This is a genomic window from Erysipelatoclostridium sp. AM42-17 (assembly GCF_003480255.1).
Classification (GTDB): Bacteria; Bacillota_I; Bacilli_A; order Erysipelotrichales; family Coprobacillaceae; genus Faecalibacillus.
Genome location: NZ_QUIN01000021.1, coordinates 31,880 through 46,101, shown reverse-complemented (window position 1 = coordinate 46,101; position 14,222 = coordinate 31,880). Strand labels below are relative to the sequence as shown.

General features: G+C 29.3%; 16 protein-coding genes. 6 read left to right on the top strand and 10 right to left on the bottom strand.

All coding sequences use genetic code 11. The features are described 5' to 3' along the window. Nucleotides 1–51: 51 nt before the first annotated feature. The 6 genes from DW911_RS08530 to gpr all read right to left on the bottom strand — a co-directional run bounded on the left by DW911_RS08530 (nt 52) and on the right by gpr (nt 4,728). Complete coding sequence (locus tag DW911_RS08530; RefSeq protein ID WP_233543054.1) at nt 52–789, bottom strand: MurR/RpiR family transcriptional regulator; 738 nt, start codon at nt 787–789, stop codon at nt 52–54. A 24-nt stretch (nt 790–813) separates the two neighbouring features. After that, complete coding sequence (locus DW911_RS08525; protein WP_118432419.1) at nt 814–1,650, bottom strand: Cof-type HAD-IIB family hydrolase; 837 nt, start codon at nt 1,648–1,650, stop codon at nt 814–816. 110 nt (nt 1,651–1,760) lie between these two features. After that, the gene (gene fmt / locus DW911_RS08520) at nt 1,761–2,714 is read right to left on the bottom strand and encodes a methionyl-tRNA formyltransferase (RefSeq protein WP_118432417.1); all 954 of its coding nucleotides are present in this window, start codon (nt 2,712–2,714) and stop codon (nt 1,761–1,763) included. 12 nt (nt 2,715–2,726) lie between these two features. Then, nucleotides 2,727–3,014 carry a hypothetical protein gene (locus DW911_RS08515; protein WP_118432415.1) on the bottom strand — a complete coding sequence of 96 codons (288 nt, stop codon included), beginning with the start codon at nt 3,012–3,014 and terminating at the stop codon, nt 2,727–2,729. After that, entirely contained in the window at nt 3,011–3,727 is a 717-nt protein-coding gene (locus tag DW911_RS08510) for a stage II sporulation protein P (protein WP_118607707.1), read from the bottom strand. The genes DW911_RS08515 and DW911_RS08510 overlap by 4 nt, the downstream gene beginning before the upstream one ends. A 50-nt stretch (nt 3,728–3,777) precedes the next feature. Next, a complete protein-coding gene (gene gpr, locus DW911_RS08505) occupies nt 3,778–4,728 on the bottom strand; it encodes a GPR endopeptidase (RefSeq protein ID WP_118432412.1) in 951 nt (316 codons plus the stop codon). Between the two features lie 128 nt (nt 4,729–4,856). On the opposite strand from gpr, the gene rpsT reads away from it, so the two are divergent. The 4 genes from rpsT to DW911_RS08485 all read left to right on the top strand — a co-directional run bounded on the left by rpsT (nt 4,857) and on the right by DW911_RS08485 (nt 8,360). Next, nucleotides 4,857–5,117 (top strand): 30S ribosomal protein S20, encoded by a 261-nt coding sequence (rpsT, locus tag DW911_RS08500; protein WP_118432410.1) that lies wholly within the window; start codon nt 4,857–4,859, stop codon nt 5,115–5,117. Between the two features lie 35 nt (nt 5,118–5,152). After that, nucleotides 5,153–6,919 (top strand): oligoendopeptidase F, encoded by a 1,767-nt coding sequence (gene pepF / locus DW911_RS08495; protein WP_118432408.1) that lies wholly within the window; start codon nt 5,153–5,155, stop codon nt 6,917–6,919. Between the two features lie 76 nt (nt 6,920–6,995). After that, nucleotides 6,996–8,051 carry a flavodoxin-dependent (E)-4-hydroxy-3-methylbut-2-enyl-diphosphate synthase gene (gene ispG / locus DW911_RS08490; protein WP_118607706.1) on the top strand — a complete coding sequence of 352 codons (1,056 nt, stop codon included), beginning with the start codon at nt 6,996–6,998 and terminating at the stop codon, nt 8,049–8,051. Between the two features lie 48 nt (nt 8,052–8,099). Beyond that, nucleotides 8,100–8,360, top strand: a complete 261-nt coding sequence (locus tag DW911_RS08485) for a hypothetical protein (RefSeq protein ID WP_118432404.1) — start codon at nt 8,100–8,102, stop codon at nt 8,358–8,360. Here DW911_RS08485 and DW911_RS08480 read toward each other — a convergent pair. The 3 genes from DW911_RS08480 to DW911_RS08470 are packed head-to-tail and all read right to left on the bottom strand — an operon-like array spanning nt 8,333 to nt 11,516. Further along, nucleotides 8,333–9,196, bottom strand: a complete 864-nt coding sequence (locus DW911_RS08480; RefSeq protein ID WP_118432402.1) for a deoxyribonuclease IV — start codon at nt 9,194–9,196, stop codon at nt 8,333–8,335. The two genes, DW911_RS08485 and DW911_RS08480, sit on opposite strands and share 28 nt — an antisense overlap. Beyond that, nucleotides 9,196–10,566, bottom strand: a complete 1,371-nt coding sequence (locus DW911_RS08475; protein ID WP_118607705.1) for a DEAD/DEAH box helicase — start codon at nt 10,564–10,566, stop codon at nt 9,196–9,198. The genes DW911_RS08480 and DW911_RS08475 overlap by 1 nt, the downstream gene beginning before the upstream one ends. A 56-nt stretch (nt 10,567–10,622) precedes the next feature. Next, on the bottom strand, nt 10,623–11,516 hold the full coding sequence (locus DW911_RS08470; RefSeq protein ID WP_118432398.1) for a LysR family transcriptional regulator: 894 nt from the start codon (nt 11,514–11,516) through the stop codon (nt 10,623–10,625). Nucleotides 11,517–11,593: 77 nt separating this feature from the next. On the opposite strand from DW911_RS08470, the gene DW911_RS08465 reads away from it, so the two are divergent. Together DW911_RS08465 and DW911_RS08460 are read left to right on the top strand one after the other, a co-directional pair. Then, the gene (locus tag DW911_RS08465) at nt 11,594–11,926 is read left to right on the top strand and encodes a hypothetical protein (RefSeq protein ID WP_118432396.1); all 333 of its coding nucleotides are present in this window, start codon (nt 11,594–11,596) and stop codon (nt 11,924–11,926) included. Between the two features lie 18 nt (nt 11,927–11,944). Then, nucleotides 11,945–12,856: a 4-hydroxy-3-methylbut-2-enyl diphosphate reductase gene (locus tag DW911_RS08460; RefSeq protein ID WP_118432394.1), complete on the top strand. Its 912-nt coding sequence runs from the start codon at nt 11,945–11,947 to the stop codon at nt 12,854–12,856. Between the two features lie 10 nt (nt 12,857–12,866). Here the strand turns inward: DW911_RS08460 and DW911_RS08455 are convergent, their stop codons facing one another. Next, on the bottom strand, nt 12,867–14,201 hold the full coding sequence (locus DW911_RS08455; RefSeq protein WP_118432392.1) for an MATE family efflux transporter: 1,335 nt from the start codon (nt 14,199–14,201) through the stop codon (nt 12,867–12,869). Between the last annotated feature and the right edge of the window lie 21 nt (nt 14,202–14,222).

The window sequence follows — 14,222 nt, the reverse complement described above, 5'->3', positions numbered from 1 at the left end:
TAAAGTTGTCCCCTAAATAATTTGGCTTTCCCCCTAAATTATTTGGTTACCCTAAATTTGTTGATAAGTTTGATAATAAATAACACGTATCAAATCAAAGATTGTCATAATTTGATAATTAAAATTGATACTATCAAATTTACCAGGTACACGTAATGTTTTTTTAGTAATCATTCTTTTTTCATAAGTTTGATTTTGAGTAATGAGTAATGATTGAGGGTTATCTAATGAAAGATGTTGTTTTTGGTATAAAAAGTTTTCCATCGCTCTTCCTGTGGCTGAAATAAAAATGACATAATCACCCTCTTCAAAAGTCAATTCATTATCGTAAGAATGATATTGAATAACTTCTTTTCCAAAAGTAATTAAATCTGTCTGTAATTCAACTGATATTGACATTGGATAAAGAGCACCAACGAGTATCACTCTTTTACTTTGATGAATATCATGACAAATACCTTTAATCATATCCAGTATTCCATCATTCTCTAAATGAACTCGATCAACCAATTCTTGTAAATCAATACCAATCATCCTAGCACGAATTTGATCCATTCTTAAAATAACATCTTGATACAATCTTGTTTGAAAATCATCAAAGCGATAAAAACCTAGATGTGTTAAAAACTCTAAAATGGCTTCTTCACTTATTCCCGATTGTTCACTTACTTGTGATAAGGTCAATTTATAAAAACCAACATAATTTTTGATAAAGAAAACACAAAAACGATATCCATCATCTAAAAATAATGTTCCATTCAAATATTTTAAAATTCTTGCCAAAAGCACATCTCCCATATTTATACCCTCTTTCTATATTATATTTAGTTTTTTTAGGCTAAGTGCTATACCATCTTGATCTGGATCGATAAAAGTATCATTAGCTACTGCTTTTACCTTATCTGATGCTCCTTCATAAACAACACCATAATTGACTGCTTCTAACATTTGGTAATCATTCATACTATCACCAAAAGCAATGGTATCTTTCATATCACCATGATAATATTCAACAACTTCCTTCAAAGCATCTGCTTTAGTTCTATTTTTTATAATAATTTCACCATTAATAAAATCATCATTATATTGAGAAAAAGTAACAACATTAAAAAACTCACTTAAATAAGGGACTGTATCTAAAAATGCATACTTATCTTTAGCAATAAAGACAACCTTTGCTACTTTATGATGTCCTATATCAAATTGACTTACTGGTTTTCTCACTTCTTCTTTTTGTCTAGCTTCTAAAAAACGTGCTAGTTCAGGATTGTTTTGTGAATCTCTTTTGTGTCTTTTATTAAAGAATTCTAAAACACCAGGAGATTGATACAAACAATCTTTGGTTTCTAAAGTATAAAGAACATTTGCATTCGTAAACAATAATATGACTTCTTGTAATAAATATTGATTAATAAAATTTTCACAAATATATTGTCCATCTATTTCAATAAAACTGCCAGCTGATGAAATAACTCCATCAAATCCTATATTTCTAATACTTTTCATAATGGAAACTGGAGCACGTCCAGTACATAGAAAAACTTTATTACCATTAGCACGTGCCTGTCTAATAGCTTCAACTGTTTTAGGTGTAACTTGTCTGCTTTTCCCTGTTAAAGTACCATCAATATCAAAAAATATAAACTTCATACATCCTCCTCAATACTACTTCATATTTCTATTCATTTATTATATGTATATTATAGCATGATTCATTGCAAAATGAGTTTCTAATCAAGAAAAGAAAAAAATACAAAGTTTTATTCAAACTTTGTATCGACTTCAAACATACAATGCCCATTTAAATAATCTTTAACTGACATTTTTTTCTTTCCTGGAATTTGTAATTCAGTAATCAAATATACTCCATCATGTACCTTTACACCAATAGCATCTTTAAATATTTTAACAATTGTTCCATTTTCTTGATGTTGATGATGTTTAATTGCATTTTGACATTGATGCACTTGACCAGCCCAAATTTTAATATTCTTTCCTTGATAAGTCGTATAACTTCCCGGCCATGGGTTAGTTCCTCTTACCTTATTATATATTTCTGTTGCTGATAAATCCCAATTAATTTTTTCATCTTCACGAGAAATAGTTGGTGAATATGTAACTTGGCTTTCATCTTGTTCTATCGAATCATTCGTTCCTTCAATGATTGATGGTAAAGTATCAATTAATAATTCTGCACCAACATCTGATAAACGATCATATAAAACACCTACCGTATCAACCGGTAAAATATCTACTGTTCTTTGACTAATAATATTTCCTGCATCCATTTTTTTAGCCATATACATAATTGTTACACCAGTTTGTTGATCACCATTAATAATAGCATAATGAACCGGAGCGCCCCCACGATAACGTGGTAATAAAGAAGCATGAACATTAATGCAACCAAGTTGAGGATAATCAAGTATAGCTTGAGGAATGAGTTGTCCATAAGCAGCAGTAATAATCATATCTGGCTGCCAATCTAAAACTGTTTGATAATCTGTTTTAATTCTTTCTGGTTGAAAGACAGGAATATCATACTTTAAAGCCACTTCTTTGACTTCAGGCATTTTTAATTGTTTTTTACGTCCTACAAGACGATCTGGTTGGCATACAACACCAACAATATGATATTGATTTTCTATTAATTTTTCTAATACTGCTTGAGAAAATGTTGCAGTACCCATAAATACAATTCTTGTTTTATTCATTTTTTCACATCCTTACGACAAAAGTGTACTAATAAAATTAGAAATAATCAATACAATTGTTTTAATAAATGATATACAAAAATCACTTATTCTTTTTATTATTTTAGAGAACTGATTATCATCTTGCTGGTAATTCATTCCTTGTTTTTCTTCACTGACCTCCTGCTTTTTTATTTTTTCTTCAAAGGAAGTTAAATTTTGATTGAATAATTGATGCTCAATTTGATTATGCCCAAATAAACCATTTATAAAGAATATCAATAATGCAACCAAACAAATATCTACTAAATATTCTTTCACTGTAAATAATCTCTAATAGCTTGAGCAACAATTTCAATTGTTGCTTGCACTTCTTCTTTTGTATTATCTTGAGCACCAAATTCTATTAAAACTGTATGATCACATATTCCTTGATTATAGTGATTTTGTTTAACCATAATTCCTTTTGATATTCCATTAGCATAATGATTAGCACGATTAGATAACTGTTGACTTAACGCTTGTACTGCCTCAAATTTACCACTACTTTTCCCTACTACAAACAAAATTTTTGCATAAGCATGATTATTCAATGTTAGTGTTGAATAATTTTTAGGAATGCTGTCTCGATGAAAATCAATCACTAAATCATAATGACCGTGACTTTGAATTGCATTTTCTAAATAAAGCTTTGATACAAGGTAAGAACGATCATAAGCTATCTTGTGTACTGCTTTATAGTTTTCAAAATCATTATTTTCAACGTCACAGCTATATCCCATTTTATTTAATAAATTACTTAAATGTTTAGCCCCATCAATAACACTATACCCTTGATACTTTTCACCTTGATGAGTGTTGTATATATGAATCTTTTTTTGACTTATTAATTTTTGTACTGGCTGTGCAGGCTTTGGCACTTCAATAGCCTTAAACACTTTTGCGCTTGATAAAGTATAAGTTGGTAAATACCATAATAATGCCATAATAATGCTTAGTTTTATGATAATTTGTATTGATGTTTTTAATTTCATATGATCACCCTGTACTATTATACAATTCATCATATGCATATTTTGTAGGATTAGTACGTCAATAGATTAATACTTTTTGCAATAATTCTAGATAATACTTCATTTTGTTCATCAATTTTTTTATCAGACAAAACATAATTAGCATCTATTGGATCTAATATCTCATTGAAAAGATTTAATAGTTCTTGATCATTTAATAAGCCTATATCACCTAATAATTGTGTTTTTTGTTGATTACTTAAAGAACCTTGATATTGCTTTCTTTTCCCTACTTTTAATTTGTTTACAGGATTCAAGGCATCTCCAAAATAACCCTTTAGATAGCCTAAAAGATCTTTGAATAACGCTCCAGCATATATAACAGTAGGCACCCCTATCGCTATAACCTGACAACCAATACTATCCTTATTTATTCCTAAACGATGATTACCTACGCCACTTCCAGGATAGATACCTGTATTATTAATTTGTATAACATGTCCTAATTTTTCATAACTACTGGCACAAAGTGCATCAATTACAATAACTAAATCAATATTTTCCTGTTTGACTAAAGATTGAATAATTTTAGAACTTTCCATTCCCGTTTGATACATCACCCCTGGTGCTAAAGCCAAGATATCATAATAATGATTTCTTTGTCTGACTTCTTGATTTAAATAATGTGTAATCTTAATATCCCGTAAAGTTTGTGGACCAATTGCATCGTTAGTTAAGTAACGATTCCCTAAACCAACTATCAATATTCTTGGTATGTTTATAATAAATGATTTTAAAGATTGATGTAAGACGTGAATGATATCCTGTTCTTTTAAGTAATCTTGAAAAGATATTTCAATGTACTGACCTTTAGGATGATAAATTTGTCCTTCCTTTAAAATATGAATTGTTTCTACTTTAACTTCATTAAACTTTTTTTCTTCTCTTGTATAATATTGACCTTCTTTTAATTGGGTTAAAACTTCACTTGCTAGATCACTATGAATTTGATTTTGTCCCATTATATCACCATAATGAGTATGTTCTATTTTTCTTTTTCTATTCTATTAATATAATTGAAAAAAACATTGCAATTACACATTTTTTTATATATAATGTAAAGGCAAGTTGCAAAGCGAGGTGAAAGATCATGGCAAATATGAAACAACAAATCAAACGTTACAAAAACGATAACAAAAAAAGAGCAAAAAATGCTTCATACAAATCAGCATTAAAAACTGCAATCAAAAACGTGTTAGCAGCAGTTGAAAATGGAAATAAAGATGAAGCTGTTAAAGCATATAGCGTAGCAGCAAGTAAATTAGATGCTTCTGTTACAAAAGGAATTCATCATAGAAACTATGCTAGTAGACAAAAATCTAGATTAGCTAAGTTAGTAAACTCTATCTAATTGATAGAGTTTTTTAGTTTAAAGGAGAAAATTGTATGGAAAGAAAAGATATTGAAGAAAAATATACTTGGGATTTATCCACAATATATCAAAATGATAAAGAATTCTATCAAGATATTGAAAAATGTAAAGATCAACTTAATGAATTAGCTTCATATCAAAATCATTTATGTGATGATTTTGATCACTTCTATTCTTTTTTAAAAACTAAAGACGAAATGAGCATTATATTAAACAAAGCTTATTGTTATGCCCATTTAAACTGTGACGTTGAACCTCAAAATCAACAATACCAAAAAATGATGGCAACAGTCATGACACTATTACAAGATACAAGTGTAAAACTTGTCTATGTAGATAATGAAATATGTAAAAATGAAAGTAAAGTCAACCATTATCTAGAAGATCCTCGTTTGCAGAGTTATCAATATTCAATTTCACAAGTTTTAAAATACAAACCTCATTTACTTGATGATCAACAAGAAACTCTCATCGCTAAAGTAGATGGTTTAGCTGATATAAGTGAACAAGTATTTGATTCTTTACGATTAGAATATGAAGATGTTGAAGTTAATGGTAAAAAAGAAACTTTAAATAATGCAACATTAAATGAATTTTTAAAAAACAAAGATATTAATGTAAGAAAACAAGCCTATCATCATTTTTTTAAAGAATATAAAAGATTTGAAAATACTTTTGCAACAACCTTAGCCGGGGTAATGAAAAAAGATGCTTTTTATAGTGATGTTCGTCATTTTGATTCACCCCTAGCGTCAAGTGTATTTAATGATGATGTTCCTACTGATTTATTCTTTAAAATTTTAGATAAAGCAAATCATCAGTATCGTCATTTATTTCATCGTTATAATAAATTAAAAAAGAAAATATTAAAAATTGATGATTTTTATAATTATGATTTAAATATTCCTTTAGTCAAGGATGTGACTAAAAAATATACAATTGAACAATGTTTTGATATTATTGATCAAGCTCTTCAACCTTTTGGTAAAGACTATTTAGATATTATTCATAAAGCAAGAAATGAACGTTGGATTGATTTCTATCCAACAACAGGAAAGAGAATAGGTGCTTATAGTAGTGGTAGTTATGGAACTAATCCTTTTATTTTAATGAATTTTATTGGTGACTATAATTCACTTTCAACAATGATTCATGAATTAGGACATAGTGTACACACTTATTTATCTAATCATAACCAAGAGTTCGTAAATAGTCATTATCGTATCTTTGTTGCTGAAGTGGCTTCTACTGTCAACGAAACTTTACTTATTAATTACATGATCAATCATGCAAAAGATAACCAGGAAAAAGCTTATTACATTTATGAACAATTAGAAAATTGTGTTGGTTTAATTTTTAGACAACCTATGTTTGCTGATTTTGAACACCGTTTACATGAAATGGCAAAAAATAATGAACCGATGTCTTCAAAAATTATCACTGACTTATATGCAAAACTTAACCAAGATTATTTTGGTGAAGATGTAAAAATGGATGATCTCGTTGGCTGGTCATGTTATTACGTTCCTCATTTCTACTATGATTATTATGTTTATAAGTATACTTTAGGAATGACCGTTGCTTTAGCGGTAGTTAACCGTATTTTAAAGGGTGATCAACAACAAGTGCAAAATTATCTTGCATTCTTAAAATCTGGTGGTAGTCAATCACCTGTAGATTTACTTACAAAGGCTGGCGTTAACCCTCTAGAGGATGCTATTTACGATGATGCTTTCCACTATTTTGAAGATTTACTAAATCAATTTGAAACACTTATTTAAAAAGGAATTTATTCCTTTTTTTCTATACAATTAATTTAAACATCAGTATAATAAAAATAAGAAATGAGGTTAAATTATGTTAAGAAAAGAAACAAGATCAATTCATGTTGGAAATTTAACTATAGGTGGTAATAATCAAGTTATTATCCAATCTATGACTAATACAAAAACAAGTGATGTTGATCGAACTGTTGAACAAATAAATCAATTACAACGTTCTGGATGTCAACTTGTAAGAATGGCTGTTTTAAATCAAGATGATGCAAAAGCTATTAAAGAAATAAAAAAAAGAGTATCTCTTCCTTTAGTTGCTGATATTCATTTTGATTATCGTTTAGCATTGATTGCTATTGAATCAGGTATTGATAAAATTCGCATTAATCCTGGTAATATTGGAAGTATTGAGAAAGTTAAAGCTGTTGTTGAAGCCTGTAAAGAGCATCATATACCTATTCGCATTGGAGTTAATAGTGGTTCTTTAGAAAAGGATATTTTAGCTAAATACGGTAAACCTACTGCACAAGGAATGATTGAAAGTGCTAAAAAACATATTGATATTCTAGAATCTTTAGACTTCTATGATTATTGTATTTCTTTAAAATCTTCAGACACTTTACTTACAATAGAAGCTTATACTCTTGCTAGTAAAACTTTTTCCTGTCCGCTTCATATTGGTGTAACAGAGGCGGGTACTCGTTTAGGAGGAACAGTTAAGTCATCATTAGGGATTGGAACTTTATTATATCAGGGTATTGGTAATACAATCCGCATTTCATTAAGTGATGACCCTATTGAAGAAATCAAAGTTGCTAAAATTTTACTTAAAGAATTAAATTTAATTGATCATGTTCCAACATTGGTATCATGTCCAACTTGTGGTCGTATTCAATATAATCTTATTCCCGTTGCAAAAGAAATTGAAGATTTTCTTAACACAATTCATAGTGACATTACAGTTGCTATTATGGGTTGTGCAGTTAACGGACCGGGTGAAGCAAAAAATGCTGATATTGGTATTGCCGGTGGTGTCAATGAAGGGCTATTAATCAAAAAAGGTGAAATTATAAGAAAAGTAAAGCAAGAAGATATGGTTAAAGTATTAAAAGAGGAAATACTTAAGATGGTAAAATAGTTCTATTTTACCATCTTTTTCATATTCTCTATTATAAGGAGATATGAAATGGAAAAATTAACGATATTTTTAGCAGAAATTAATTATCAAGAATTTAAAAATAAAGAAGAAATTAAAGAACTAAATATTGAAGAACGTCATCTAAAAATTATTTTTGATATATTAAAAAATAATTTATTTGCTACAACAGACAGTCATTATTATCCTGTTTTATTTAATACTATAAAAAATAAGACAAGTCCTAAGACCTGTCTTAAAATTAAAAAGTTATTTTTAAATGATTATTTTAATATATCTTCAAATGTCTGATTCTTTAACATGGCTATTTCTTCTTTATATGGTGGTTTTTTATCAATATAAGGTGTTTCTAAAATAATAGGAACATCTTTTAACTTTTCATGATGACAAATCATATTCAAAGTTTCAAAACCAATATAACCTTGCCCAATATTAGCATGTCGATCTTTTCTTGCATGACATATATTTTTTGAGTCATTAAGATGAACAACTAATAAACGATCTAAACCAATCACTTGATCAAATTTATCTAAAACATCATCAAAATGAGTTAAATCATATCCTGCATCATGAATATGGCATGTATCTAAGCAAACACCAAGTTTTTCAGGATAATCACAATGGGAAATAATGTATTGAATTTCTTCAAACGTTTTTCCTAATTCGCTCCCTTTACCCGCCATCGTTTCTAATGCTATCTTCCCTTGATAAGTTGTTTCTTTTAAAACTTCATTTAAACCTTTAACAATTTGATTTAAACCAACTTCTTCTCCAGCTTTTACATGACTTCCGGGATGTAAAACTAAAATAGAAGTCCCAATTTCTTGACATCTTTCTAATTCTTGTTTTAAAAAATCAACTGCTAATTGGAATGTTTCTTCCTTTACAGTATTAGCTAAATTAATAATATAAGGTGCATGAACAACAACATGATCAAGTGAAATATGATTTTCTTTCATTAATGCTTTTGCTTCATCTACTTTAAGTTCACTAACAGGTTTACGTCTTGTATTTTGTGGTGCACCTGTATAAAACATAAAAGTATTTGCACCATATGATAAAGCTTCTTTAACTGAACCAAGTAACATATCTTTACCTGACATAGATACATGACATCCAATAATCATTAATCTTCCTCCATAGCTCTTTTAGCAATTTGAGCTTGTCGTGCTCTTTCTTTTTTCTGACGTTTAATATCTTCTCGAATTAAAGCACGTTTTTGTTTTCTAACTAATTGTTCAACTTCACGTTTTCTTTTCTTTTTATACCCTGGCTTAACTTTTTTAGGTTTTCTAACAATCATTTGAACTTGTTTTTCTAATTCAGTAGGTTGCTTAATTCTTTTCTTACGTTTTTCACGTTCGCCTAAATCCACAAATTGTCCTTTTTTTAAGACAACATTTTTGAATTCTATACCTTTTCTTTCTAATACAGCAATGTTTTTTTCATCATTTGAATCATACATTGAATAACAAACACCTGTATAGCTACCTCTACCACACCTTCCTGAACGATGAATGTAAAAATTAGGTTCCATTGGTAATTCCATATTAATGACATGACTTACTCCATCAATATCAATCCCTCTGGCTGCAATATCTGTCGCTACAATATATTGATATTCCATATTTTGAATTCGTCGCATCATTTGTTTACGTTCACGTGGCTCTAAGTCACCATGAATTTCCCCCACTTTATAGCCATCTTCTCTTAAACGACGTGTAATTGTAGAAACTTCGCTTCTTCTGTTAGCAAAAATAATACAAATGTATGGATCAATTGTTGCCATGATATCTTTTAAAACACGATAACGTTCTTGATGTTTAGTTGCTAGTAAAATATGTTCAACATTTGCTGTTGTTACTAGTTGGCTATTAATTTCAACAGTTTCTGGATTTTTCATATATTTTTTTAAGAAAGGTCTTAAATTTTGAGGAATTGTTGCCGAAAAAACCATCATTTGTAAATCGTCTGCCATTTTACCGGCTACAGCATCAATGTCTTCTAAATATCCAAACTCTAAAGTCATATCCGCTTCATCAACAACAAATATTTTAGCTGTTGTAATTTTTAAAGCCTGTGCTTCTAAAGATAAATCCTTAATTCTTCCAGGAGTTCCAATAACTAAATGTGGTTGCGTTGTTAATTTTTGTACAGCTTTATTTCGATCACTTCCACCCACTATTAAAGATACTCTTAATTGAGGATTATATTTCATAAATAATTTAGCATTTTGATAAATTTGAGAAGCAAGTTCTCTTGTTGGTGCGGTAATAACTGCTTGAACACTATCATGTGCAGTATTGATATTATTCATTATTGGTAATAAAAAAGCATGTGTTTTTCCTGTCCCTGTTTGAGAAATACCAATAATATCTCTTTTTTTATTAATTAAAGGAATTACTTTTTCTTGAATTGGAGTTGGTTTATTAAAACCCAATTCATCTATAACTTGATAACAAAACTCTTTAAAATGAAATGATGTAAAATTATTCATATCTTTCCTCCTTTTAAGTCAAATCATTATAACATATTCATTATACTTTTCAATAATTATTCACTTTTCTCAATAAGTAATCTTTTTAAAGCACGTCCTGCTACTCCTAAAGGATGACTGCGATCTTCTACCAAACAAACATATCTTTTTGGTATTTTTTCTATAAGAGGAATTTCTACAACTTTGCCATGTTTGATTGCACTTTTTGCAATGCTTTTAGCTACAAAACCAATTCCTAATTCGTTTTCAATCATCGGAACAATTTGATCTGTTGATGCCGCTTCAATATCAACGTGAAATTGAGCGTGATTGCTAACAAATAAATCATGATAAAAAGCATAAGTCATCGTATCTTTAGATAAACAAATAAGGGGATGATCTTCCAAATCATATAAATGTCTTGGCTTGTCAGCAAGTGACATATATTTTTTCCCAGCAACTAATATTTCTTCGTAATCACATAATTGAGTTTGTCGTAATGGATATTCAACCGTAGCTGGCGTTGTAATAATTGAAAGTTGCGATTCACCATTTTTTAGCGATTGTAACGCCTGAGGTGTTGTATGAGAAGAAAGCTGTAAATGAATATGGGGATATCTCTTTCTAAATTCATTCATAATAGGTAAAAAGTAAACTCTTAAAGCTGTTTCACTTACACACAAATTAATTATTCCCTTTTCTAAACTTTTTGTATTGGCGAGTTCACGTTCTGCTGCCTGTAATTGTTGATATGCAATAGCTACATGATCATATAATTGTTTTCCCTCATTTGTAAGAATAATTCCCCTGTTTGATCTTATAAACAAAACACAACCTAATTGTGATTCTAAATTATTCATTGATCTCGTAATATTAGGTTGATTACTTGATAAAACTTGAGCTGCTCTTGAAAAACTTTTATATTTTGCTACATAATAAAAAATACGATAATAGTCATAACTAATTCCCACGATAATTCCTCCATAAGTTACCTCATTATATCACGTTTTTACATTTTTTTCATATTTTAATATGAGGAGGTAAGAATATGAATCCTTTCAATGATGAAAACTATTATTTTCAATCTCAACCTTATTCATATAATCCCTATTCATTACCTAATTATCAAACTATGCAAAACAAAATGAAACTAAAAAGAACAATTAATATTGCAATTAGATCAATTGCAACAATTAACCAAATTGTCCCCATTATCAATCAAGTTAAACCTTTAATTTATAATACTAAAAATGGAATTTTTATTATGAAAGCATTACGTCATATAGATGATTTAAATTTTGATGAGATTGTTGATTCAATTCACCCAATAGATACAAATAAAGATGATGTTGAAGAAGAAATATTTGAAAATATGCTATAATAAAAATGAGGTGATTGAATGAAAGTAATAGGAATTGTTCCTAGAGGATATTGTAAAGGTGTTGTTAGAGCTATTAATATTGCTAAAAAAAATACACCCAAAGATAAACCTGTTTATATTCTAGGAATGATTGTACATAATCAATATATTGTGCAAGCATTACAAGATAAAGGAATTCAAACAATTGATCAAAAAGGAAAAACACGTTTAGAATTATTAGATCAAATAGATGATGGGTGTGTTATTATTACAGCTCACGGAGCAAGTGATCAGGTTTTTATTAAAGCCAAAGAAAAAGGATTGGATGTTATTGATGCTTCATGTCTAGATGTAATTAAAACTCACGATTTAATTAAAAACAAATTAAATGAGGGGTATGATATTTTATATATTGGAAAAGATGGTCATCCTGAATCTGAAGGAGCCATATCTATTGATCCAAAACATATTCATCTCATAACAAAAAAAGATGATTTTTTTCAATTAGATCAGTCAAAAAAATACGTATTAACTAATCAAACAACGATGTCACTTTATGATGTCTATGATTTATGTGAATATGCAAAAAAGCACTTAAAACATGTCGAAATTGCTAAAGAAACATGTACTGCTACTAAAATCAGACAGGAAGCTATTCATAATATACAAGATGACGTAGATGTTGTCTTTATTGTAGGAGACCCTCGTTCAAATAACACAAAAAAACTAGCAAGTATTGCTAGTGAAAAACATGAAGTCTATATGATTGAAAGTGTTAAAGATATTCAAATTGATATGTTAAAGCATAAACAAACCGCAGCTGTTTCATCCGGTGCTTCTACCCCAACATATCTCACTAATCAAGTGATTGAATATTTAAAACAATTCGATTACAATGATAAAAACACTTATCAAAAGCCAATAATTGATAAACAGCGTATATTAGACTAATGGCTGCCAGTTACTCTGGCAGCCATTTTGCATGACGATAATAAATCATTGTCATAATTGCACATGTGATCCATGTAAGAGGCCATCCCATAAAGACATAAAAGACTTCTGCTTTAAACTGAGTAATAATAGCCAAATAAATCTGTCTTAAAATAACAAAATTAAAAATCATAATATACATTGGTATAGAGGATTTTCCTGCCCCTCTCAGTACACCTGCGTAAACTTGGTTAATAGGAAGTAAAATATAAAATGGTACAAAGGCTAATTGCATGGTTCTACCTGCTTGGATAACATCTGCCTCACCATTGAATACAGCAATAATACTTTCACCAAAGAAGAATAAAACAAGCGAAATAGTTGCAATAACAGATGTAGCCATAATCATGGTTGTACGCGCTCCTTTTTTTACTCTATTATACTGTTTAGCACCTATATTTTGTCCTACAAAAGTTGTAATAGCCATATTGAAACTTTGAAGTGGTAGGTTGACAAAACCATCAATTCTAACACTTGCCGAATAACCAGCTACAACACTAGAACCAAAATCATTAACATAAGATTGAACAACAACATTAGATAAAGAAACAACACTTTGTTGAAGTCCAGTTGGTAATCCTATAAGAATAATCTTTTTTAATATTGGAAAATGAAAATGAATATCTTTAATTCTAATTCGATAACTTTGAGAAGTTGTAAATAGTATGTAACAGACCATGATACTACTTATTGCTTGAGCTACTAACGTTGCATAACCAGCACCACATACACCCATTTTAAATGTTTTAACAAAAAGAAAATCTAAAATAACATTTATAATAGAAGCTATAATCAAAAAATATAAAGGTCTTTTGGAATCACCAATAGCCCTCAATATTCCTGCACCCATATTATAAATCAAAGTAAAAGCAATCCCTCCAAAATAGATTGTTAAATACTGAGATGATTGATGAAAAACATCACTAGGAATACGAATAGCATGTAATAATGGATTTGTAGCAATAACACCAATAACAGTTAAAAAAATAGACATAACTATTGTTAAACAAGTTGCACTATGGACTGCTTTACTTAATTTTTCTTGATCATTTGCGCCATAATATTGTGCAATAACAACACCAGCACCTGTAGCTAATCCCATAAAAAAACCAATCAACATATTGATAACAGGAGAAGCTGCACCTACAGCAGCTAACGCTTGTTTTCCAACGTAATTCCCTACAACATAAGAATCCACTGTATTATAAAGTTGTTGAAATAAATTTCCAATTAATAAAGGAATTGAAAAATAAAAAATTGATTTTCCAACAGAGCCATGTATTAAATCCGTTATTTTTACTTTCATCTTTTTCCACCTCCATGTGCC